Origin of the sequence: Herminiimonas sp. CN (assembly GCF_000622895.1) — a bacterium.
In the GTDB taxonomy this organism is placed as follows: domain Bacteria; phylum Pseudomonadota; class Gammaproteobacteria; order Burkholderiales; family Burkholderiaceae_D; genus AVCC01.
Window position 1 is genome coordinate 1 of sequence record NZ_AVCC01000055.1, and the last position, 22,865, is coordinate 22,865.

A 22,865-nucleotide genomic window follows, 5' to 3' on the forward strand; every position below is an offset into this window, starting at 1 on the left:
TATTTTTTAGCATACTCCTGTTGTTAGTAATGTTTCCAGGCGTATTGCGGTTCGGATACAGCAAAGCCTGCCGGCAATCGCCGGCAGGCTTTTTTCGTCATTCATTCCGGTGCGGCTGCCATGCGCGCCAATAGCTGGCCGCCGCCGTAGCTGCCTTGCGGCGCCACCGCGCCGCCCGGCGCGATGCGGATTGCGCAGTACTTGAATTCCGGTATCTTGCCGAACGGGTCGAGCGCCGCATTGGTTAGCTTGTTGATGGCCGCTTCGTAATAGCAGAACGGCACGAACACCGCGCCGCGCGGGGTGCCGTCGTCGGCGCGCGCATACAGCGCCACCTGGCCGCGGCGCGACGCCAGCGTGATCACCGCGCCGGCTTGCACGCCGAGTGCGGCCAGATCCAGCGGATGCACCAGCGCCACCGGATCGGGTTCGATCGCGTCCAGCACCGCGGTGCGGCGCGTCATGCTGCCGGTGTGCCAGTGTTCCAGCTGGCGCCCGGTGATCAGCACGAACGGATAGGCGTCGTCCGGCCGTTCCGCCGCCGGGATGATGTCGGCCGGCACGAAGCGCGCTTTGCCGCTGTGGGTCGGGAAGCTGTCGATGAAGATCACCGGTTCGCCGGGGGCGTCTTCGGCCGGGCAGGGATACGTGACGCCATGCTCGCGCTCCAGCCGCTCCCAGGTGATGCCGCCGATGCTGTCCATGCAATGGCGCATTTCGTCGAACACTTCCGAGACATCGCCGTAGTGCCAATCGAGCCCGATGCGCTGGGCGATCTGCTGGATGATCCATAAGTCCTGGCGGGCGTCGCCGGGCGGATCGATCGCCTGCCGGCCGAGCTGCAGCAGCCGGTCGGTGTTGGTGAAGGAGCCGGTTTTTTCCGGGAAGGCGGAAGCCGGCAGGATCACGTCGGCCAGGTAGGCGGTTTCGGTCAGGAAGATGTCCTGCACCACCAGGTGTTCCAGCGCCGCCAGCGATTCGCGCGCCTGGTTCGCATCCGGGTCCGACATCGCCGGGTTTTCGCCCATGATGTACATGCCGCGGATCGCGCCGGCCTTGATCGCGTGCATGATCTCGACCACCGTCAGGCCGGGCTGCGGGTCCAGCGCCGTGCCCCAGTACTGCTCGAATTTCTGCTGCGCGGCCGGATCGTCGACCCGCAGGTAGTTCGGGTACATCATCGGGATTAGGCCGGCGTCGGACGCGCCCTGCACATTGTTTTGGCCGCGCAGCGGATGCAGGCCGGTGCCGGGGCGGCCGATCTGGCCGGTCATCAGCGCCAGCGCGATCAGGCAGCGCGCGTTGTCGGTGCCGTGCACGTGCTGCGAAATGCCCATGCCCCACAGGATGATCGAGGCTTTCGCACTCGCATACAGCCGCGCCACGTAACGGATGGTGTCGGCATCGATGCCGCAGATCGGCGCCATCCGCTCCGGGCTGTAGCCGGCGACGTTCTGCTTCAACTCTTCATAGCCGATGGTGCGGCCGGCGATGAACGCTGCATCGACCAGATTCTCTTCCACGATCACATGCATCATCGCGTTCAGCAGGGCGACGTCGGTATCCGGCCTGAACTGCAGGAAGCGGTGCGCCAGCCGCGCCATGTCGGAGCGGCGCGGATCGGCCACGATCAGCTTGCTGCCGTTCTGCACCGCATTCTTGATCCAGCTGGCGGCGACCGGGTGGTTGACGCTCGGATTGGCGCCGATCACGAGGATGACTTCGGCCTTGGTCACGTCCAGTACCGGGTTCGATACCGCGCCCGAACCCAGCCCTTCCAGCAGCGCGGCCACCGACGACGCATGGCACAGCCGGGTGCAGTGGTCGACATTGTTGCTGCCGAAGCCGGTGCGCACCAGTTTCTGGAACAGATAGGCTTCCTCGTTGCTGCCCTTGGCGGAGCCGAAGCCGGCCAGCGCTTTCTTGCCGTGGGTGTCGCGGATTTGCTTCAGCGTGCCGCCGGCCAAGGCCAGCGCCTCGTCCCAGCTGGCTTCGCGGAATACGTCCATCACGCGTTCCGGGTCCATCGTGAAATCGCCGCGCTTGGGCGCGTCCGCGCGCCGGATCAGCGGCACCGTCAGGCGCTGCGGGTGGTGCGCATAATCGAAGCCGTAACGGCCCTTGACGCACAGCCGGCCGTGGTTGGCCGGGCCGTCGCGCCCTTCGACGTAGGCGATTTTGTTGTCCCGGACGTGGTAGGTCAGCTGGCAGCCGACCCCGCAATACGGGCAGACCGAAGCGACGCTCTTGTCGGGCGCGGCCAGCGCTGCATTGCGCGCCGGCATCAGCGCGCCGGTCGGGCAGGCTTGCACGCACTCGCCGCAGCCGACGCAGGTCGAGGCGCCCATAGCATCGTCCATGTCGAACACGATTCTGGCCCGGTCGCCGCGCAACGCCAGGCCGATCACGTCGTTGACCTGCTCGTCGCGGCAGGCGCGCACGCAGCGGGTGCACTGGATGCAGGCGTCGAGGTTGACCGCAATCGCCGGATGCGACCGATCGGCCTCGACTGCGGCGCGGGTTTGCTTGAAGCGCGGCTTGCCGATCTGCAGCTGTCGGGCCCACTGGTCGAGCTCGTTGTGGCGGGTGTAGGCGGTTGCCGGCAGGTCGGATTGCAGCAGTTCCAGCACCATCTGCTGCGCCTTGCGCGCGCGCGGGCTGTCGCTGCTGACCTCCATGCCGCTGGTCGGGTGGCGGCAGCAGGACGGCGCCAGCACCCGTTCACCCTTGATCTCGACCATGCAGGCGCGGCAGTTGCCGGCGCTATCCAGATTTTCCTGGTAGCACAGATGCGGAATTTCGATGCCGGCGCGCTGGGCAATCTGGATGATGGTGTCAGTGCTCTTGCCGCTGACGGCCTGGCCGTTGAGCGTGAAATCGACCAGTGGCGCGTCGCTCTGCGCCAGTGCATTGCGGGTGATGGCGTTCATGCTGGCCTCGCTGGGCGGTTCAGTTCGTGTGGAAAATACTTGATCACGCAATCGACCGGATTCGGCGCCGCCTGTCCCAGGCCGCAGATCGAGGCGTCGCGCATCACTTCGGACAGCTGCTGCAGCAGGGCGATGTCCCACTCGGGCTGCTCGATCAGGTGCAGCGCCTTGGCGGTGCCGACCCGGCACGGCGTGCACTGGCCGCACGATTCGTCCCGGAAGAAGCGCATCAGGTTGCGCGCCGCAGCGACCGCGCTGTCCTGCTCCGACAGCACGATCACCGCGGCCGAGCCGATGAAGCAGCCGTACGGCTGCAGCGTATCGAAGTCGAGCGGAATATCGCTCATGGCCGTCGGCAGGATGCCGCCGGATGCGCCGCCCGGCAGGTAGGCGTACAACGCATGGCCGTCCTGCATGCCGCCGCAATATTCGTCGAGCAGTTCCCGCAGCGTGATGCCGGCCGGAGCCAGATGCACGCCCGGTTTCTTGACCCGGCCGGAGACCGAGAACGAGCGCAGGCCGCTGCGGCCGTGCCTGCCGTGGCCGGCAAACCAGCCGCCGCCTTGTTCCAGCAGCTGGCGCACCCAGTACAGGGTTTCGAAATTGTGTTCCAGCGTCGGCCGGCCGAACAGGCCGACTTGCGCCACATACGGCGGGCGCAGGCGCGGCAGGCCGCGCTTGCCTTCAATCGATTCGATCATCGCCGACTCTTCGCCGCAGATGTAGGCGCCGGCGCCGCGCCGCAGATGGATTTCAGGCAAGTTTGGCAGCGCCGGGTCGGCACGGAGCTTGGCCAGTTCCGCCGTCAGCATGCTGCGGCAGCCGTGGTACTCGTCGCGCAGATAGAGGTAAATCTCGGCCATGCCGGTGGCCCAGGCGGCGATCAGCATCCCTTCCAGGAAACGGTGCGGGTCGCGCTCCAGATAGACCCGGTCCTTGAAGGTGCCGGGTTCGCCTTCATCGATATTTACCGCCATCAGGCGCGGCGCCGGCTCGGCACGCACGATGCGCCATTTGCGCCCGGCCGGAAAGCCGGCGCCGCCCAGGCCGCGCAGGCCGGAATCTTCCATCGTCTTGATGACCGCTTCCACATCCCGGGCGCCGCTCAGGCAGGCGGCTAGCAGCTGGTAGCCGCCGTGGGCCCGATACGCGCTGTAATCGATATGCGCCGACCCCGCATGCTGCACCGCACCGGCATCGACCGCGGCCTTGACTGTAGCGGGCGTTGCCTGCGGCAGCGGATTCTGGCCCACCACCGCCACCGGCGCTTGTTCGCAGCGGCCGACGCAGGGCGCTGCGAGCACGCGGATCTCCGTGCCGAGCAGTTGCGGCAGCTTTTCCAGCAGCGCCTGCGCGCCGGCCAGCTGGCACGACAGGCCGTCGCAGACCCGTACCGTCAGTGCGGGCGGGGCGCTGACGTCGCCATTGGCATCTTCCCTGGCCACCTCGAAATGGTGATAGAAGCTGGCCACTTCATACACTTCGGTTTGCGCCATGCGCATTTCCTGCGCCAGTGCGGCCAGATGCGGCGTCGCCAATTGGCCGAAGCGGTCGTTGATTGCATGCAAGTGCTCGATCAGCAAATCGCGCCGGCGCGATTCAGGGCCGGCGCCGAGCAGCGCCTGCACCTCGGCCAGCGCCGCAGGATCGACGCGGCGGCCCTTCGGCGCCTGCCGCTTGCGCTGCTTGCCGACGGCTTGCGGCTGGATGGGAATGATTCTTTGCTTCATGTTGTCTCCGATGCCGGGCATCCGTGAAATATGCGGTTTGCAACGCTGCATTGAAGGCGATTTTGACGCGATTACAGTGCGCCGGCAAGCTCCCATCCGATTTTTTGATATGAAAATATACTGGATTATGTATTTTTTAGTTCGCACTAGAATTCCTGCAAAAATTCAAGTTATTTTGAATATACTCCGGCAATATCTAATTTTTATGGATATTTGCGGGCAGCATCGCCGGAAGATGCTGAACCGGCAACAGCGCAATGATGGATTCGGCACGATGCAGTCTTGACTGCATCGTGCCGCGTTCTCCCGCTCTCCCATAGGGTTGGGGGTGAGGGGATCCGGTTCTGGTTTTATTCGTTGCGGATCCATAGCGCAGCATAGGAAGCCGCAATCAGTCCCTTGGGAAGCCAACCGATTGCGCCAGGATGATGCGCTGCTCCGGCCCGAGCCCCATGATCTTGGCGAGGGCCGGGCGATCGACCCAGCCGCGCGCGACTGTCGCGAGTCCTTCCGCGGCACAAAACAGGTAAACATTCTGGCTGATGTGGCCGGTATCGAGTGCCGCGTAGAATTTTCTCTCCTGACGCGAAGCAGGGTCCATCTTCTTCATGTCGGCAACATAGACCAGATTGACCGGAGCGTCCCGCACAAAATCCTGCCAGCCGGTAGCTGCACGAATGTCATCCTTGAGCACCGGGGCCAAGGCAAACGCATAAGGATCAAATACATACAGCCCCTGTTCCAGAGCGACATAGATATCGATTTCCTGCGCATTTTTCGCCGATGGCGCAGTGCGGTGGGCACCGTCCGGGCGGTTGATGCCAAATGCAGCCCAGAGCAGGTGAGACAGCGTTTCCAGGCTGATTTCGCGATCGCTGAAGTCGCGCGTCGTTTTGCGCTTTTGCAGCACTTGCATGAATGTCATTCCCAAGGCCGAGAGCCCGGGATCCGGTGCAACGGGAACAAGAGGCATTAATGACAACGTGGTTCGGCTGGCATTCGGGTGCGGTGTGGTCATGGCGTTTCCTCGTTCAGTCGGTGGAGATGGCGACCGGTTCCCGGGCGGAAAGCGTCTGCGCGTATTGCATTGCGTCAGCCGGCAGCGGCCGATCGGCAGGGAGCAGTATTTTTTGCAGGCAATGAAAAATGGAACCAACCATCAGCCTGGTACTGCACGTTAGCAGATCGGATGTGCATCGATTTGTGCGTGCGCAACGCGAACCGTATCTGTGCCGATTGATCTGCAAGGCCCGGACAGCGGAAAACCAGGGGCTTGGCTTTGCCCCTTCCACTGCCTGTTTTTGCAGGGAGCAAGCTGACGAAAGCAGTGCTGCGCCCCATCCACGTTGCAGCCCGGCTGCAACAAGAAGCCATGTCTGCTGCGGATGCGCCGGCAGCGTTAGTCCGATGGATCAAATTCGCCCGAAAGCGGCACCAGCGCCTTGCGCGCTGCCGCACGGATCCGGGTGATGGCGTTCCAGTCGCCCCCGGACGGCGTGAGTTCCGGCCCGACCTCGAATGCAATCGGAGCGCGGTGCGGCAACCATGTCTGGTCGCGCATCGCGCTGCGGGTGCCGCGCAGCCCCGCCGCCACCAGCGGCGCATTGGCCGCGGCCGCTGCCGCGAAAGCGCCGGCATGAAAAGGCTTCAGTCCCGCTTCGCGGCTGAATGTGCCTTCCGGAAAGACCAGCAGGTTCTCGCCGCGCCGCAGCGCAGCAGCCATCAGATCTACATCCTCGGTGCTGCGCCGGATGTCAAAGCGTTCGATGAAAAGCGCGCCCAGGCCGGTGAGCAGGGCGCGCATCAGGCGCTGGCCGGCATACTCGCGCTTGGCGGTGAACGCGTATCCCGGCGTCGCCGGCAGCAGGGCTGCCAGCAGGACCGCATCCAGATAGCTGGCGTGATTCACCAGCAGCACATGCGGCGACTGCGGCAGCCGTTCCAGTCCGCTGGCAGCAATCGTGACGCCGGTCAGGCGCAGCAACAGGCGCGCTGCGGTGCGGGCGATGCGCCGTCCCAGCGGCGGCCGCTGCAGCAGCGCGATCAGCCCGCCGCACGACAGCGTGAGCAGGGCGAATACGCTCCAGGCGTAGCAGGCAAAAGCCCATGCGCCGGTTTGGCGCGCGGCCAGCGTGGCGCGCGCCAGCAGCGCAGTGACCATGAAACGCGCGCTATGCCGCCACGGCGCGGCGGCGCGGCTGGGCAGCGTGCCGCTCTCGTAGGCTTGCTTGCAGGCGCTGCGGCGGATTTTTCCGCTCGATGTTTTCAGCACCGAATGGGGCGGCGCCAGCACGATATCGTCGGCCGGCATACCGATCACATCGATCGCGGTCTGATTCAGTGCGCGGCGCAGGCCGGCGTGCGCCGATGGGTCGGGTTCGCGGGTTTCGGCCATGATCACCAGCCGCTCGCTGCCGGTTGCCGGATCGCCGCTGGCAAACACCGCCACGCAGCCTTTGCGGATGCCCGGCAGCGTGCCGATCGCCTGTTCCAGATCGTACGGATACAGATTGCGGCCGCCGCGCTTGATCAGGTCCTTGACGCGCCCGGTGATGAAGACTTCGCCTTCGGCCATGTACGCATAATCGCCCGAATCGAGCCAGCCAGCGTGAAACAGCCTGGCGCTCCCCTGCGGATTGCGGTAGTAGCCGGATGTCGCGGAAGGCCCGCGGAATTCCAGCCGTCCGACCTGGCGTTCCGGCAACTCGTACTCGGTTTCATCGACGATCCTGACCTGGTGCCCGGGCAAGGCGTGCCCGCAAGACGGGATCGACAGGGTGTCGGCAGCAGTAGCAGCAGCGGCGACAGGCAGCGCCTTGCCATCGTGCGCAAACGGACCGCGCAGGATGCGGTCGATGCGCGGCCCCCGCCCCGGTGGCGGCATGGTGAGTCCGACCGAGGACTCGGCCAGGCCGTACACCGGCGTGATGGCCTGCGGGCGCAGGCCGCAGCGCGCAAAGCAGGCCGCGAACGATGCCAGCGTGGCGGCGCTGACCGGCTCGGCGCCGTTGAACGCCAGCCGCCATGACGACAAGTCCAGCTGCGCCAGCGCGGCGCTGTCGATGTGGCGCACGCACAGTTCATAGGCGAAGTTCGGCGCCGACGAGAGGGTGCCGCGGTGGCGCGAAATCATCTGCAGCCACAGCATCGGCCGCGCCAGAAAGGCCAGCGGCGACATCAGCACCAGCGGAATGCCGTGGTACAGGGAGCCGAACCAGGCGCCGATCAGGCCCATGTCGTGGTACAACGGCAGCCACGACACGAACACGTCGTCTGCCGCGACCTGCGCCGCCTGCCCCAGCGCCCGGATGTTGGCCAGCAGGTTGGCGTGCGTCAGCACCACGCCCTTCGGGTCGCCGGTGCTGCCGGAGGTATATTGCAGAAACGCGATGTCATCCGGCTGCGGGCGGTAATGCGGCGCAGCTTGGGTGGTCAGTTGCGTGGTCAATTCCTGCGGCGTGACGATGGCGGCCAGACTCGGCACCGCCGCCTGCAGCATGCGGGCCACCGGCTTGGCCAGCGCCACGGTGATGATGAGCACCGCTTCGGCATTCGACAGGATGTGCGCGTGCCGTTTCAGATGGTCTTCGATCTGCGCCAGCCGCGCCGGCGGATAGATCGGCACCGGAATCCCGCCGGCCATCATCACGCCGAAAAAACTGGCCAGATAATCGTTCCCGGTCGGCAGCATCAAGGCCACGGTCTGCCGCGGTTGCAGCCCCTGCGCGGTCAGGCCGGCGGCGACGGCACGTGCGGCGTCATGCAGGTCGCGGTAGCGGATCGGGTGCTCCCTATGTTGCTCGTCATGCAGCAAGATGTGGACCCGCTGCGGCTGCTGCGCGACGTGCCATTCCAGCACCTCCAGCAGGGTTTGCGCGCTGTCGGGCACGCCGGCCGTCTGCGTATCGTCCAATGCGCCTGCAAACTGAGGTTCCTGCTCCTGCGCGGCCTGTCCGAGAAAGCGCAGCAGATCGCGCGGGGTGTCGGCATCCGACAGCGCTGCGGCAGGCAGCTCGACCCCGAATGCCTTTCCGACGCGCAGCATCAGTTCCGTTCGTGCCAGGCTGTCGAGCGCCAAGTCTTTTTCAAAGGAGGTGCGCAGCGTGACTTGGTGGGAATGGCCTGGATGCGTGTCATCGGCCAGCTGTCGCACTACCGCCAGCATACGTTCGCTGGCCGGTATTCCGGCGTCGGGGGCGGCAGGTTCACTCACGGTGATTCCTATCGGAATAATCCAGGCATTTGAATTTTTTGACGAAGGACGCAGCGCGGCCATCGCTTTGCTGCGGCTTGCAAGACTACGCGTTCATTGTGCGCCAGCTTCTATCGGCTGTCTGCCGGACATGCCAGAATTTATCCGCCGAAAGATCCTGTTTGCCTTTGATTGCACCCGGGTCGGCAGCGAAGCCCGGCCAGTCAGCAGCATCAAAACCGATGCCGGTGCGGCCATCAAGGGCTTCCATGCGGTTCGGCAGCGCGCGACTGTCCTGCGCTGCATCCGGGATCGCTTTGCGCAAGTTGTCCTTGCCCCGTAGAATGTGAGTTTCGTGGTCGCCGAACAGCCGTTGCGGAAGGGAAGGGCTGTCGATCAGTAACATGCTCAATCGGCAGTTCATCCCCAAGGGGCCGGACTCGGCGCAGCAGTTTCCAGGTCTCAGGAAGGATGGCGATGGCGACACCCAGATTGAAAAACGGGCCGGAACTCTGCCGGGCGATGCGTTGGGTCGTGTCTATTGCGGAGCGATCAGGCCAACCACTTCCAGTACTGAGGCATTGATGGCTGGCAAGCTGGATACCAAGATCCAAGCCAGACTGCCACGACGCACCCCATGCGCCATGACGGCCGCCGCTTTGGTGCTGGCTGGCTGCGCCTCGATGGCGCCGCCCTATGCAGCACCGGCGCTTTCCGTGGCCTCGCGCTATGCCACTGATGCCGCGCAAGAAGGCCCTGTTGCAGCGCGCATCATCGGCTGGCGCGACTACTTCACCGATCCGCGCCTGCAAGAACTGATTGCACAAGCGCTGGAGAACAACCGCGACCTGCGCACCGCCGTGCTGCGCGTGGCAGAGGCGCGTGCAGCCTACGGCATCCAGCGCGCCGAGCAGTTCCCGAGCATCGGCGCCCAAGCGGGCATGGACCGCTCGCGCGTGCCGGCCGAGCTGAATCTCACCGGCCAGTCCCTGTTGGGCAGCCAGTACCAAGTCGCTATGGGCCTGGCCAGCTGGGAAATCGACTTCTGGGGCCGCGTGCGCAGCCTGCAGGATGCCGCGCTGGAAAACTACCTGGCTACCGACGCGGCGCGCCGTGCGGTTACCATTGGCCTGGTCGCACAGGTGGCCAACGGCTACCTTGCATTGCGCGAACTCGACGAACGCATTGCGCTGGCGCATCAGACCACCGCCAGCCGGGAAGAAAGCCTGCGCATTTTCACGCGCCGGGTGGAGGTCGGTGCCACTTCGCGTCTGAACCTGACCCAAGTCCAGACGCTGCTGACCCAGGCTCAGACGCTGGGCGCGCAACTGGAGCAGGCCCGCGCCCTGCAGTCGAATGCGCTGACCCTGCTGGTGGGAGCGCCGCTGGATCTTGCGCCGGCGACCGAGCGCCTGGATGAGCGGCAGATGCTGCCCAGCCTTCAGACCGGTCTGCCATCCGACCTGTTGGTCCAGCGGCCCGACATCGTCGCCGCCGAGCACCAGCTCAAGGCTGCACATGCCGCCATCGGCGCGGCGCGTGCAGCGTTTTTTCCGCGCATCGCGCTGACCGGTACATTCGGCACCGCCAGCGCCGAGCTCGACGGCCTGTTTGCTTCCGGCAGTCGGGCCTGGATTTTCTCGCCCGGCATTTCGGTGCCGCTCTTCGACGGCGGACGCCGCAGCAACAATCTCAGCCTGGCCGAAGCGCGCCGCGATCTCGCGGTGGCGAACTACGAAAAAACCATACAGAGCGCTTTCCGCGATGTGTCCGACGCGCTCGCTGCGCGCCAGTGGCTGGCCCGGCAGGTAAGCATCGCACAAACGGCCCTTACGGCACAGACTGAACGCGCGCGGCTATCGCAATTGCGTTATGACAACGGATCGGCCGCCTACCTGGAGGTTCTGGATGCCCAGCGCGACCTGCTGGCGGCCGAGCAGCAGCTCGTGCAAACGCGCCGGGCGCTGCTGTCCAGCCACGTCAGCCTGTATGCGGCGCTGGGCGGCGGCTCGCTGGAGCCGGCTACCGCGGAGGCCGCCCCCGCCCCATCCGCCCACCAAGCCCCTGAACATACAAAAACACCATGAATACCTCGCTGAAAAACCGGCTGATCCTCCTTGTCCTCGTGGTTCTTGCCGTGGCGGCAGGCGGCTACGCCTGGAAGACGCTGCGCCATAACGGCCCGGGCGAGGGTTTCGCGAGCGGCAACGGCCGCATTGAGGCCACGGAAATCGATGTGGCCTCCAAGCTCGGCGGCCGCGTGCAGGACATTCTGGTCAAGGAGGGTGACTTTGTCACCGCCGGCCAGCCGCTGGCCCACATGCAGATCGACACCCTCGAAGCCTCGCGCGACGAAGCGCTCGCGCGGCAGCAGCAGGCCGTGGCCGCCATTGCCAGCGCCGAAGCCCAGGTAGCCGTGCGCGAGAGCGACCAGCAGGCCGCCCTGGCCTTGGTGGCGCAGCGTCAGAGCGAACTCGACGCCGCCCAGCGCCGCCTGGCCCGTTCGCAGACGCTGACACGCGAAGGCGCCGCGTCGGAACAGGAACTCGACGACGACCGCGCCCGCGAGCGCAGCGTGCAGGCCGCGCTGGTGGCGGCCAGGGCCCAGGTAAACGCGGCGCAGGCCGCCATCGCCGCCGCGCGCACCCAGGTGACGGGCGCACGCGCCTCGGTGACCGCAGCAGAGGCCACGGTGGCCCGCATCCAGGCCGACATTGACGACAGCGCGCTTACCGCGCCTCGCAGCGGCCGCGTGCAATACCGCATTGTCCAGCCCGGCGAAGTGATCGGCGGCGGCGGCAAGCTGCTGAATCTGGTCGACCTGTCCGATGTCTACATGACATTCTTCCTGCCCGAGACCGTGGCGGGCAAGGTGGCGCTCGGCAGCGAGGTGCGCATCGTGCTCGACGCGGCGCCGCAGTTCGTCATTCCGGCCAAGGTCTCGTTCGTCGCCAGCACCGCGCAATTCACGCCCAAGACGGTGGAGACTGCCAGCGAGCGGCAAAAGCTGATGTTCCGGGTCAAGGCGCAGATCGACCGCGAGCTGCTGCAAAAGCACCTGAATCAGGTCAAGACAGGCTTGCCCGGCGTGGCCTGGGTGAAGGTTGACGCGAAGGCCGACTGGCCCGCCGCGCTGGCGCTGAAGGTCGCGCAGTGACCGAGGCTAGCGCCGCGCCTGCGGTCGTGCGCTTGCACGGCGTGGGTCTGCGCTATGGGCCAACCACGGCGCTCGATGGCGTCACGCTGGAGCTGCCTGCCGGCTGCATGGTCGGCCTGATCGGCCCGGACGGCGTGGGTAAATCCAGCCTGCTGGCGCTGGCCTCCGGCGCGCGCGCACTGCAGCAGGGCCGGGTTGAGGTGCTGGGCGGCGACATGGCCCTCGTCCGCCACCGGCAGGCGGTCTGCCCGCGCATTGCCTACATGCCGCAGGGTCTGGGAAAAAATCTTTACCCCACGCTGTCGGTCGAAGAGAACCTGCAGTTCTTCGCCCGTCTGTTCGGGCACGACAGCGCAGAGCGCCGCCGCCGCATCGACGCACTCACGCGCAGCACCGGACTGTTCCCCTTCCTGAGTCGCCCGGTGGGCAAGCTCTCGGGCGGCATGAAGCAAAAGCTCGGCCTGTGCTGCGCGCTGATCCACGACCCGGATCTGCTGATTCTGGACGAGCCGACCACCGGCGTGGACCCGCTGGCGCGCGCCCAGTTCTGGGACATGATTGCCGGCATTCGCCGCCGGCGGCCTGGCATGAGCGTGATCGTGGCCACGGCCTACATGGACGAGGCGCAGCGCTTCGACTGGCTGGTGGCGATGGACGGCGGACGTGTGCTGGCCACCGGCACGCCGGGCGAACTGCTGGCGCATACCGGTAGCGCCTCCCTGGAGGCCGCTTTCATTGCACTCCTCCCTGAAGAAAAACGCAGTGGCCACCGCGCCGTGGAGATTCCACCTCTGGATACGAGCGGTCAAGACGACATCGCCATTGAAGCCCAGGGGCTGACCATGCGTTTTGGCGACTTTGTGGCGGTCGACCACGTGAGCTTCCGGATCCGTCGGGGCGAAATTTTTGGCTTCCTCGGCTCGAATGGCTGCGGCAAGTCGACCACCATGAAGATGCTGACCGGGCTGCTGCCAGCCTCCGAAGGCGAGGCGCGGCTGTTCGGCAAGGTGGTGGACCCCAGGGACATGAGCACGCGCCGCCGCGTGGGCTACATGTCCCAGGCCTTCTCGCTCTATGGTGAACTCACGGTGCAGCAAAACCTGGTGCTGCATGCCCGGCTGTTTCACGTTCCCGAGGCCGAGGTCCAGGCGCGCGCGGCCGAAATGGCGGAACGCTTTGGCCTGAAAGAGACGCTGGGAATGCTGCCCGAGAAGCTGCCGCTGGGCCTGCGCCAGCGCCTGTCGCTGGCCGTGGCCATGGTGCACAAGCCCGAACTGCTGATCCTGGACGAGCCGACCTCTGGCGTGGACCTGATTGCGCGCGACAACTTCTGGCGCCTGATGATCGAACTGGCGCGGCGCGACAAGGTCACCATCTTCATCTCCACCCACTTCATGAACGAGGCCGAGCGCTGCGACCGCATCTCGCTGATGCACGCTGGCCGGGTGCTGGATAGTGACACTCCCGCCGCCCTGGTGGCAAAGCGCAAAGCAGCCACACTGGAGGAGGCCTTCATCGGTTACCTGATGGAGGCCCGTGGGGGAGACGCGCCGGCGCCGGCAACGCCCACCGCAGCTGCTGGGCCGGCACCGGTTTTGGAGGCGTCCCGGCCACTGGGCCTGGCCCAACGTGTGCAGCGCAGCCTGGCCCGTATTTACAGCTACCTGTGGCGCGAGACGCTTGAACTCCAGCGCGACCCGGTGCGCGGCGCGCTGGCGTTGCTTGGCTCCTTGCTGCTGATGTTCGTGATCGGCTACGGCATCAACATGGACGTGGAGAACTTGCGCTACGCCGTGCTGGACCGTGACCAGACCGCGTTGAGCCAGAGCTACACGCTCAACCTGGCGGGCTCGCGCTACTTCAAAGAGCGCCCGCCCATCGCCGATTACGCAGAACTCGACCGGCGCATGCGCAACGGCGAGCTGTCGCTGGCCCTGGAGATTCCAGCGGGCTTCGCGCGCGATGTCGCGCGCGGCCGACCGGTGCAGATCGGCGCCTGGGTCGACGGCGCGATGCCCCAGCGCGCCGAGACCGTGAGCGGCTATGTGCAGGGCATGCACCAGCAGTGGGTTGCGCAACAGCTGCATGAGCGCGCCGGCATGCAGCTGGCCAGCACGAGCAGCGTGGAAACGCGCTTTCGCTACAACCCCGATGTGAAAAGCCTGCCCGCCATGGTGCCGGCGGTGATTCCGATGCTGCTGCTGATGCTGCCGGCGATGCTGACCGCGCTGGCGGTGGTGCGTGAAAAAGAGCTCGGCTCGATCATCAACCTGTACGTCACGCCCACGACACGCACCGAGTTCCTGCTGGGCAAGCAGCTGCCTTACGTGGCGCTGGCCATGCTCAACTTCGGGCTCATGTGCCTGGCGGCCGTGACGGTGTTTGGCGTGCCCATCACCGGCAGCTTCTGGACGCTGGCGCTGGCAGCCCTGCTGTTCAGCCTTTGCTCCACCGGCATGGGGTTGCTGGCGTCCACCGTCACGCGCAGCCAGATCGCCGCCATGTTCTTCGCCATGCTCGGCACGATCCTGCCGGCGGTGCAGTTCGCCGGCCTGATCAACCCGGTATCCTCGCTCGAAGGCGGCGGCCGCCTGATCGGCCAGATCTACCCCGCTACCTACATGTTCAACATCAGTCGGGGCGTGTTCAGCAAGGCGCTGGGCTTCGCCGACCTGAAATATGCCTTCTGGCCCTTACTGGTGGCCGTGCCCGTGATCCTCGGCGCATCGATCGTTCTGCTCAAGAAGCAGGAAACCTGACATGAAACGGCCCCCACGCTCACTGCGTTCGCGGCCCTCCGAGGGGGCTACCGTCCGCCTGGGGCGGCCCGGCGCGTCCTGGCGCCGCCATCTCGCGAACATTTACCGCCTGGGCATCAAGGAATTGTGGAGCCTGTGGCGCGATCCGATGATGCTGGTGCTCATCGTTTACAGCTTCACGCTGGGAATCTATGTGGCGGGCACAGCCATGCCGGAGACGCTGCACCAGGCCCCTCTTGCCATTGTGGACGAGGATGACTCGGCCTTGTCGGCGCGGATCGCATCGGCGTTTTATCCACCCAATTTCGTTACGCCAGCGCGCATCAGCAATGCCGAGGTGGACCCCGGACTGGACTCGGGGAAATTCACTTTCGTGCTGGTCATTCCGCCCGACTTCCAGCAGGATGTGCTGTCCGGAAAATCTCCACAACTGCAGCTCAACATCGACGCCACGCGCATGAGCCAGTCCTTTGCGGGCAACGGCGCCATCCAGCAGATCGTGATGGGCGAGGTCAATGAATTCGCACAGCGCCATCGGGGCACCGCAACCATGCCGGTGGAGCTGGCCACGCGCATGCGCTTCAATCCGGCGCTGCAGCCGTCGTGGTTCGGCTCCCTGATGGAGGTGATCAACCACATCACCATGCTGTCCATCATCCTGACCGGAGCGGCGTTGATCCGCGAGCGCGAGCACGGAACGATCGAGCATCTGCTGGTGATGCCGGTAACGCCGACCGAAATCATGCTGGCCAAGATCTGGGCCATGGCGCTGGTGGTGTTGCTGGCCGCCGGGGTGTCGCTCACGGTGGTAATCCAGGGAGTGCTGCGGGTGCCGATCGAAGGCTCCCTCGGGTTGTTCCTGGTGGGGGCTGCCCTGCATTTGTTTGCCACCACATCCATGGGCATCTTCATGGCCACGCTGGCACGCAGCATGCCGCAGTTCGGCCTGCTGATGATGCTGACCATGATGCCGCTGCAAATGCTCTCCGGCGGCATGACCCCGCGCGAGAGCATGCCGGTCTGGGTGCAGCAGGTCATGTCGCTCGCGCCCACCACCCACTTTACCGAGCTGAGCCAGGCCATCCTCTACCGTGGCGCGGGGATAGAGGTCGTGTGGCAGTCTTTCGCAGCGCTGCTGGTGATCGGCTCGGTTCTTTTCGCCCTATCCCTGGCACGTTTTCGCAAGACCATCGGGCAGATGGCCTGACAGGTTCATTGTGCCAACATAAGGTCCCAGCCACGAGAATCGACTGCCATCGAACAGCGGTCCGTTCGGCAAGCAGCGATGTGAAGATTCATGCAGACAGCGGGCGCTGGATCGCTTATCATGTCGCCCCTTTGGGTTCATGAGAGTGCCATGGCAGACGCATGCGGAGTTGATTTCGGAACCTCCAATTCCACCGTGGGCTGGAGCCGTCCCGGCCAGCCGGCCTTGCTGGCGCTGGAAGATGGCAAGCCGACCTTGCCGTCGGTAATTTTCTTCAATGCCGAAGACGATACCGTGCAGTACGGCCGCGCTGCGCTGGCCGGTTATCTGGGCGGGGCGGAAGGGCGGCTGATGCGCTCGATGAAGAGCTTGCTCGGCAGCAGCCTGATGGACGGCCAGACCGAGATTCAGGGCAACGCGATGGCGTTCAAGGCGCTGCTGGCGCAGTTCATCGGCGAACTGAAGCGCCGCGCCGAAGCCAGCGCCGGGCGCACGTTCAGCCGCGCGGTGCTGGGGCGGCCGGTGTTTTTCGTCGACGGCAATCCGAAGGCCGACCGGCTGGCGCAGGATACGCTGGCCGAAGTCGCGCAGATGGTCGGCTTTCGGGAAATCGATTTCCAGTTCGAGCCGATTGCCGCCGCCTTCGATTACGAGTCGCAGATCGGGCGCGAAGAGCTGGTGCTGGTTGCCGATATCGGCGGCGGTACCTCGGACTTTTCGCTGGTGCGGCTGGCGCCGCAGCGCGCCGCCAAGCTGGATCGCAGAAGCGATATTCTGGCCACCGGCGGCGTCCATCTGGGCGGCACCGATTTCGACAAATATCTCAGTCTGGCGTGCGCGATGCCGCTGCTGGGCTACGGCAGTATGCTGAATAACGGCGGCACGATACCGTCCAGCATTTATTTCAATCTGGCCACCTGGCACAACATCAATCTGGCTTACACCCAGAAAACCCGGGCCCAGCTGCAGGATATCTATCGCGACGCGGTCGCGCGCGACCGGCTCGACAGCCTGCATGCACTGATCGACCAGCGCGCCGGCCACTGGCTGGCCGGCCAGATGGAACTGGGCAAGATCGCGCTGTCGGAGGCCGACCTGACCCGGCTCGATCTGGACCGCATGTCGCCGCGCCAGACGCTGACGATTGGCCGGGCGGATTTCGATGGCGCCATCGGCGGCATGGTCGGCAGCATCGAAAGCACGGTCGCCAGCTTGCTGCGCGATGCCGGCATCACGGCCGCTGCGATCGACACCGTGTTCTTCACCGGCGGCTCCAGCGGCGTGCGCCTGCTGCGGGACAGGATCGCCGCAGTGGTGCCGGCCGCCCGGCAAGTCGAAGGCGACCGCTTCGGCAGCATTGGCGCCGGCCTGGCGCTGGATGCGCAGCGCAAGTTTGCTTGATTTCATTCCTGGCTGAGAGATCACGAATATGACGAATGCGGCGGTTCCTGCAGCAATCCTGGATGCGCTGGCCGGCACCCATCCGTCCTGGCGGCCGATACTGTTGGATGGCTTGCAGGCGGTGGCGCGCGCCGATGCCGGATATTTGCCGACGCTGGTGAATAGCGCGTATCTGCCGACGCAAGGGCGGCTGTTCGCGGCATTTGCGCAACCGCTGGATGCGGTGCGCTATGTGCTGGTGGGCGAGGGCCCGTATCCGCGTGCCGAGAGCGCGACCGGCGTGTGCTTCATGGACGGCGCGGTGGCGGGTTTGTGGTCGGATCAGCCGGACGGCGGCTTGTCGAAGCCGGTCAACAAGGCGACTTCGCTGCGCAATTTCATCAAGATGCTGCTGGTGGCGGACGGCCAGCTGCAGCCGGGACATACCTCAGGCGCGGCAATCGCGCTGGTGGCTGCGCGCGCGCGCGCGATCGGCTCGCCGCTGGTGCAGACGCTGGCGGACCTGCAGCGCAACCTGCTGGCGCAGGGTTTCCTGCTGCTGAATGCGTCGCTGGTGTTCCGCACCGACGTGGCGCCAGTCAGGGATGCGCGCGCCTGGCTGCCTTTTCTGGAAGTGGTGCTGCAGGCGCTGGCGGCGCGCGCCGCAGAGCGTGGCGCTGCGGCGCCGACGCTGGTGTTGTGGGGCAAGATTGCCGAACGGCTGCAGCCGTTGCGGGTGATCGAGGCCTTTCCGCAGGCGCTGTCCGAGCATCCGTACAACCTGTCCTTCATCGCCCATGCGCAGATGCAGGCGCTGTTCGGGCCGCTGCATTTGCTGCAGAAATAGGCATACTCCAGGTTTTATTTTTAAAACATGCGATTTCACGCATATTTTCATTGCGCTAATTAAATATACGGGATTGAGTATATTTACGGACTGACCGGCGCGATATGGTCTTCCCCGTGTGCGCCGAACACCTGGTCTTTCAGCAGGCTGAGCTGATCGCGCACCCGCGCCGCCTGTTCGAATTCCAGATTCTTCGCGTGGTCGTGCATCAGCTTTTCCAGCCGCTTGATTTCGCGGCTGACTTGCTTCTCGCTCATCGCTTCAAACTTCGCGTGCTCCTGCGAGACCTGCAGTACTGCGCGCGCTTCTTCCTGGCTCTGCGGACTGTAGACGCCGTCGATCAGGTCGCGGATATTCTTCTTGATGCCGACCGGGGTAATGTTGTTGGCAAGATTGAAGGCGATCTGTTTTTCGCGCCGGCGATTGGTTTCGTCGATCGCGCGCCGCATCGAATCGGTCACCTTGTCGCCATACAGGATCGCCATGCCGTTGAGGTTGCGGGCGGCGCGGCCGATGGTCTGGATCAGGCTGCGCTCGGAGCGCAAAAAGCCTTCCTTGTCGGCGTCCAGGATCGCCACCAGCGACACTTCCGGAATGTCCAGCCCTTCGCGTAGCAGGTTGATGCCGACCAGCACGTCGAAAGTGCCCAGCCGCAGGTCGCGGATGATCTCGACCCGCTCGACGGTATCGATGTCGCTGTGCAGGTAGCGCACCTTCATGCCGTTGTCGCTCAGGTATTCGGTCAGCTGCTCGGCCATGCGCTTGGTCAGCGTGGTCACCAGCACCCGCTCGTTTTTCTTGACGCGCGCGCTGATTTCGCTGGTCAGATCATCGACCTGGCTGCTGGCCGGCCGCACCGCAATCAGCGGATCGATCAGGCCGGTCGGGCGCACCACCTGTTCCACCACCTGGCCGGTGTGGGTGTTCTCGTAATCGGCCGGCGTGGCCGAGACGAACACGGTCTGGCGCATCTTGGCTTCGAATTCGTCGAAGCGCAGCGGCCGGTTGTCCAGCGCCGACGGCAGCCGGAAGCCGTAATCGACCAGATTGGTCTTGCGCGCGCGGTCGCCGTTGTACATGCCGTTGAACTGGCCGATCAGCACATGCGACTCGTCGAGGAACATCAGCGCGTCCGGCGGCAGGTAATCGACCAGCGTCGGCGGCGGCTCGCCCGGCTGCGCGCCGGATAGATGGCGCGAATAGTTCTCGATCCCCTTGGTGAAGCCGATTTCAGTCATCATTTCCAGGTCGAAGCGGGTGCGCTGCTCGATGCGCTGCTCCTCGATCAGCTTGTTTTCCTGGCGGAAAAAAGTCAGCCGCTCGCGCAACTCGTCCTTGATGGTCTCGATCGCGCGCAACACGGTGGCGCGCGGCGTCACGTAATGCGAACCCGGATAGACGGTGAAGCGCGGGATCTTCTGGCGCACGCGGCCGGTCAGCGGATCGAATAGCTGCAGGCTCTCGATTTCGTCGTCGAACATCTCGATGCGCACCGCCAGTTCCGCATGTTCGGCCGGAAACACGTCGATGGTGTCGCCGCGTACCCGGAACGTGCCGCGCCCGAAATCGATCTCGTTGCGGGTGTACTGCATCTGGATCAGGCGTGCAATCACGTCGCGCTGGCTGACCTTGTCCCTGGCGCGCAAGGTCAGGATCATCTGGTGGTATTCGTTCGGATTGCCGATACCGTAGATGGCGGAGACGGTGGCGACGATGATCACGTCGCGCCGCTCCATCAGCGATTTGGTGCAGGACAGCCGCATCTGTTCGATGTGTTCGTTGATCGATGAATCCTTTTCGATGAACAGGTCGCGCTGCGGCACGTAGGCTTCCGGCTGGTAATAATCGTAATAGCTGACGAAGTATTCGACTGCGTTCTGCGGGAAGAACTCGCGGAATTCGCTGTACAGCTGCGCCGCCAGCGTCTTGTTCGGCGCGAACACGATGGCCGGCCGGCCCATGCGCGCGATCACGTTGGCCATCGTATAAGTCTTGCCGGAGCCGGTGACGCCGAGCAGGGTCTGGAACGACAGGCCGTCCTCGATGCCTTCGACCAGCTTGGCGATCGCCTGCGGCTGGTCGCCGGCCGGCGGGAACGGTTGGAACAGGCGATACGGAGAATCCGGAAAAGTGACGATTCTGGATTCGTCAATTTGAGGGGAAACTTCGGATAGTTCAGCCATGAAATGCGACCTTTGGTAAAATTGTGGACTGTTTGCTGTTATTGGGCGCATGGCGGTTTTGTTTGCCTTGTTCTGCACCATCCAACCCCGCTGCGAGAAACGCTTTCGGCGCTTTCGCTGCCAACTTTTGATGTTATCACGATGAACTCTCCTCTTCCTGTCTCCCTATTTTCCGCCATCGAGATGGCGCCGCGCGACCCGATTCTTGGCGTGACCGACGCCTTTAATGCCGATCAAAACCCGAACAAGGTGAATCTGGGCGTCGGCGTGTATTACGACGACAACGGCAAGGTGCCGCTGCTGGCATGCGTGCGCAAGGCCGAAGCGCTGCTGATGGAAAAATTCGCGCCGCGCACCTACTTGCCGATCGACGGCCTGGCCGCGTACGACAAGGCGGTGCAGGAACTGGTATTCGGCGCCGATAGCGCAGTGGTGCAGGAAAAGCGCGCAGTGACCGCGCAAGCGATCGGCGGCACCGGCGCACTGAAGCTGGGCGCCGACTTCCTGAAGCGCTTTTCGCCCGACGCGCAGGTCTGGATCAGCGACCCGAGCTGGGAAAACCACCGCGCGCTGTTCGAGTCGGCCGGTTTCACCGTCAACAACTACCCGTATTACGACGAAGCAACACGCGGCGTCAATTTTGCCGGCATGCTGGCTGCGCTGAAAACCATGCCGGCCGGCGCCATCGTGCTGCTGCATGCGTGCTGCCACAATCCGACCGGCGCCGACCTGAGCGATGCGCAGTGGACTGAAGTGATTCAGGTCGTGGCGCAGCGCGGCCTGGTGCCTTTCCTCGACATGGCGTACCAGGGCTTCGGCGACGGCATTGCCGAAGACGGCCAGGTGGTGCGCCGCTTTGCCGCAGCCGGCGGCCCGCTGTTCGTGTCGAACTCGTTTTCCAAGTCGTTCTCGCTGTACGGCGAACGGGTCGGCGCACTGAGCATTGTCGCCGCCACCAGCGAGGAAGCCGCGCGCGTGCTGTCGCAACTGAAGCGCGTGATCCGCACCAATTATTCGAATCCGCCGACCCACGGCGGCCAGGTGGTTGCCACCGTACTGGCGACGCCGGAACTGCGCGCGCTGTGGGAAGAAGAGCTGGCCGGGATGCGGGTGCGCATCCGCGAGATGCGTCAATTGCTGGTGAGCCGGTTGAAAGAGGCAGCGCCATCGAATGATTTCGATTTCGTCATCAAGCAGCGCGGCATGTTCTCGTACTCGGGCCTGACCAAGGCGCAAGTCGATCGCCTGCGCGAGGAGTTCTCGGTGTATGCAGTCGATACCGGCCGCATCTGCGTGGCTGCGCTGAATTCGCACAACATCGGTCACGTGATCGCGTCGATTGCCAAGGTCTTGTAATTCTTGGTAATTCGGTTGTGCAGGCATTGCGGCCTGCACAGCGTGCGGGAATCAAACGCCTGGCATGGTTGCCAGGCGTTTGTGCATCAAGCCTAGCCAGCGGTCCGCGCATTGTGCGTCGCTGACACAGGTGGCAAAATCGGTCACGGTGCGGGCGGCGCGCTCCAGCAGCTGGATGTCGGCTTCGTGCTGGCGCGCCACATGCGGGTCTTCCAGAAACAGCACCCGGCGGCAGGAGCGCTCCAGGATCAGTTCGGCGATCTGCGCATCGCCACCCAAAGGCCCGCTCAAAAACGGCCTGACCCAGTTCCTGCCCGCCTGTTCCCCCTTGATTTTTTGCGCCAGTTGATTGAGCAGGCCGCCAGTGGTGCCGGTGGCATAGCGCATCTGAAATTTATCCAGCAGATCGAAATGCTTTTCAGCCAGCGCCAGCATGCGCTCCTTCATCGCATCATGGGCGATCAGGGCGATGCCTTCGTGGGCCAAGTCGTAGCTGGCGTCGAGCGTGCGGTCGGGCGGCGCTCCGGCCGCCACAGCCTCCAGATCGAGCCATTCGCGCGCGCTGGCCAGCGTCGCCAGGAACGGCTTGTTGTGAATCACGCACTGGCGCTTCAGGGCCACCGCTTCCGGGAAGATCGAGGACGGATCGACCGGGTCGATCAGGTAGACCACCGCGTCCAGCGTGCGCGCCGGGTCCGGATCGACGATCCGCGAGACCAGCTTCATCAGGCCGCCTTCGCGCCCGTAGGGAAAGCGGGTGAGGTGCGGATAGCCGGCCAGCAGGCCGTTCGCCTGCATCGCATCGAGCGTGCGGCCAACCACCACCAGCTCCGCCTTCAGGTGGGTTTCGATTGCCGGGCGGCTCAGCCGGAGCAGCTGCGCCAACGGCGAATCCGGCCCATCCTGATGGGCGCGGTTGGCGGCCAGGCCAATCCGGTATGGGCGTTGTGTTGAGAGCATGGGATATACACCTGACTGGGGAGCGGGAGAGCACTTATCTTACCGTGAACCTTTTTTGCCTGCCGGAAATTTGCATGACGCCGCTGGCTGAATTCGGCGCTATCGGCAACCGTAATTGCAGTCCGGAAGCGGTGTTTTGCCGGCAGATAGGCGACAAAAAANAA

At 64.7% G+C, this 22,865-nt stretch carries 15 protein-coding genes; 8 read left to right on the forward strand and 7 right to left on the reverse strand.

Going from position 1 to position 22,865, the window contains the following annotated elements; genetic code table 11:
* Positions 1 to 101: 101 nt before the first annotated feature.
* Both fdhF and HMCN_RS0111940 read right to left on the reverse strand, forming a co-directional pair.
* Positions 102 to 2,930: a formate dehydrogenase subunit alpha gene (fdhF, locus tag HMCN_RS0111935; protein WP_025917613.1), complete on the reverse strand. Its 2,829-nt coding sequence runs from the start codon at positions 2,928 to 2,930 to the stop codon at positions 102 to 104.
* The gene (locus HMCN_RS0111940) at positions 2,927 to 4,660 is read right to left on the reverse strand and encodes an NADH-ubiquinone oxidoreductase-F iron-sulfur binding region domain-containing protein (protein ID WP_025917614.1); all 1,734 of its coding nucleotides are present in this window, start codon (positions 4,658 to 4,660) and stop codon (positions 2,927 to 2,929) included. Before HMCN_RS0111940 ends, fdhF begins: the two co-directional genes overlap by 4 nt.
* On the opposite strand from HMCN_RS0111940, the gene HMCN_RS19330 reads away from it, so the two are divergent.
* Positions 4,659 to 4,946, forward strand: coding sequence for a hypothetical protein (locus HMCN_RS19330; protein ID WP_155837550.1), 288 nt, complete (start codon positions 4,659 to 4,661; stop codon positions 4,944 to 4,946). The genes HMCN_RS0111940 and HMCN_RS19330 overlap by 2 nt on opposite strands.
* 105 nt (positions 4,947 to 5,051) lie before the next feature.
* On the opposite strand, the gene HMCN_RS0111950 is transcribed toward HMCN_RS19330, so the two are convergent.
* From HMCN_RS0111950 to HMCN_RS0111965, 3 genes are all read right to left on the reverse strand, one after another.
* Complete coding sequence (locus HMCN_RS0111950) at positions 5,052 to 5,678, reverse strand: SagB/ThcOx family dehydrogenase (RefSeq protein ID WP_025917616.1); 627 nt, start codon at positions 5,676 to 5,678, stop codon at positions 5,052 to 5,054.
* 381 nt (positions 5,679 to 6,059) lie between these two features.
* Complete coding sequence (locus HMCN_RS0111960; protein WP_238552135.1) at positions 6,060 to 8,873, reverse strand: AMP-binding protein; 2,814 nt, start codon at positions 8,871 to 8,873, stop codon at positions 6,060 to 6,062.
* 85 nt (positions 8,874 to 8,958) lie between these two features.
* Positions 8,959 to 9,258, reverse strand: a complete 300-nt coding sequence (locus HMCN_RS0111965) for a hypothetical protein (RefSeq protein WP_025917618.1) — start codon at positions 9,256 to 9,258, stop codon at positions 8,959 to 8,961.
* Between the two features lie 238 nt (positions 9,259 to 9,496).
* On the opposite strand from HMCN_RS0111965, the gene HMCN_RS0111970 reads away from it, so the two are divergent.
* The 6 genes from HMCN_RS0111970 to HMCN_RS0111995 all read left to right on the forward strand — a co-directional run bounded on the left by HMCN_RS0111970 (position 9,497) and on the right by HMCN_RS0111995 (position 18,202).
* On the forward strand, positions 9,497 to 10,939 hold the full coding sequence (locus tag HMCN_RS0111970) for an efflux transporter outer membrane subunit (RefSeq protein ID WP_238552138.1): 1,443 nt from the start codon (positions 9,497 to 9,499) through the stop codon (positions 10,937 to 10,939).
* Positions 10,936 to 12,009 (forward strand): HlyD family secretion protein, encoded by a 1,074-nt coding sequence (locus tag HMCN_RS0111975; RefSeq protein ID WP_025917620.1) that lies wholly within the window; start codon positions 10,936 to 10,938, stop codon positions 12,007 to 12,009. The genes HMCN_RS0111970 and HMCN_RS0111975 overlap by 4 nt, the downstream gene beginning before the upstream one ends.
* The gene (gene rbbA / locus HMCN_RS0111980) at positions 12,006 to 14,768 is read left to right on the forward strand and encodes a ribosome-associated ATPase/putative transporter RbbA (RefSeq protein ID WP_025917621.1); all 2,763 of its coding nucleotides are present in this window, start codon (positions 12,006 to 12,008) and stop codon (positions 14,766 to 14,768) included. The genes HMCN_RS0111975 and rbbA overlap by 4 nt, the downstream gene beginning before the upstream one ends.
* A 1-nt stretch (position 14,769) precedes the next feature.
* Complete coding sequence (locus HMCN_RS0111985) at positions 14,770 to 15,975, forward strand: ABC transporter permease (RefSeq protein ID WP_025917622.1); 1,206 nt, start codon at positions 14,770 to 14,772, stop codon at positions 15,973 to 15,975.
* A gap of 150 nt (positions 15,976 to 16,125) precedes the next feature.
* Positions 16,126 to 17,376 (forward strand): Hsp70 family protein, encoded by a 1,251-nt coding sequence (locus tag HMCN_RS0111990; protein ID WP_025917623.1) that lies wholly within the window; start codon positions 16,126 to 16,128, stop codon positions 17,374 to 17,376.
* 28 nt (positions 17,377 to 17,404) lie between these two features.
* Positions 17,405 to 18,202 carry a hypothetical protein gene (locus HMCN_RS0111995; protein WP_025917624.1) on the forward strand — a complete coding sequence of 266 codons (798 nt, stop codon included), beginning with the start codon at positions 17,405 to 17,407 and terminating at the stop codon, positions 18,200 to 18,202.
* Between the two features lie 83 nt (positions 18,203 to 18,285).
* On the opposite strand, the gene uvrB is transcribed toward HMCN_RS0111995, so the two are convergent.
* A complete protein-coding gene (uvrB, locus tag HMCN_RS0112000) occupies positions 18,286 to 20,385 on the reverse strand; it encodes an excinuclease ABC subunit UvrB (protein WP_025917625.1) in 2,100 nt (699 codons plus the stop codon).
* 141 nt (positions 20,386 to 20,526) lie between these two features.
* Between uvrB and HMCN_RS0112005 the strand changes: the two genes are divergently transcribed.
* Complete coding sequence (locus HMCN_RS0112005) at positions 20,527 to 21,741, forward strand: amino acid aminotransferase (protein ID WP_025917626.1); 1,215 nt, start codon at positions 20,527 to 20,529, stop codon at positions 21,739 to 21,741.
* A 51-nt stretch (positions 21,742 to 21,792) separates the two neighbouring features.
* Here HMCN_RS0112005 and HMCN_RS0112010 read toward each other — a convergent pair whose 3' ends face one another.
* Positions 21,793 to 22,701, reverse strand: a complete 909-nt coding sequence (locus tag HMCN_RS0112010; protein ID WP_025917627.1) for a methylglyoxal synthase — start codon at positions 22,699 to 22,701, stop codon at positions 21,793 to 21,795.
* Positions 22,702 to 22,865 lie beyond the last annotated feature (164 nt).

Excerpts from the sequence above, each read along its gene's own strand:
- HMCN_RS0111970 (WP_238552138.1), top strand. The coding sequence starts at position 9,497 with ATGACGGCCGCCGCTTTGGTGCTGGCTGGCTGCGCCTCGATGGCGCCG.
- HMCN_RS19330 (WP_155837550.1), top strand. The coding sequence starts at position 4,659 with ATGTTGTCTCCGATGCCGGGCATCCGTGAAATATGCGGTTTGCAACGC.
- HMCN_RS0111940 (WP_025917614.1), bottom strand. The coding sequence starts at position 4,660 with ATGAAGCAAAGAATCATTCCCATCCAGCCGCAAGCCGTCGGCAAGCAG.
- HMCN_RS0111995 (WP_025917624.1), top strand. The coding sequence starts at position 17,405 with ATGACGAATGCGGCGGTTCCTGCAGCAATCCTGGATGCGCTGGCCGGC.
- HMCN_RS0111985 (WP_025917622.1), top strand. The coding sequence starts at position 14,770 with ATGAAACGGCCCCCACGCTCACTGCGTTCGCGGCCCTCCGAGGGGGCT.
- HMCN_RS0111965 (WP_025917618.1), bottom strand. The coding sequence starts at position 9,258 with ATGTTACTGATCGACAGCCCTTCCCTTCCGCAACGGCTGTTCGGCGAC.
- HMCN_RS0111975 (WP_025917620.1), top strand. The coding sequence starts at position 10,936 with ATGAATACCTCGCTGAAAAACCGGCTGATCCTCCTTGTCCTCGTGGTT.
- HMCN_RS0111950 (WP_025917616.1), bottom strand. The coding sequence starts at position 5,678 with ATGACCACACCGCACCCGAATGCCAGCCGAACCACGTTGTCATTAATG.
- HMCN_RS0112010 (WP_025917627.1), bottom strand. The coding sequence starts at position 22,701 with ATGCTCTCAACACAACGCCCATACCGGATTGGCCTGGCCGCCAACCGC.
- fdhF (WP_025917613.1), bottom strand. The coding sequence starts at position 2,930 with ATGAACGCCATCACCCGCAATGCACTGGCGCAGAGCGACGCGCCACTG.
- uvrB (WP_025917625.1), bottom strand. The coding sequence starts at position 20,385 with ATGGCTGAACTATCCGAAGTTTCCCCTCAAATTGACGAATCCAGAATC.
- HMCN_RS0112005 (WP_025917626.1), top strand. The coding sequence starts at position 20,527 with ATGAACTCTCCTCTTCCTGTCTCCCTATTTTCCGCCATCGAGATGGCG.
- HMCN_RS0111990 (WP_025917623.1), top strand. The coding sequence starts at position 16,126 with ATGGCAGACGCATGCGGAGTTGATTTCGGAACCTCCAATTCCACCGTG.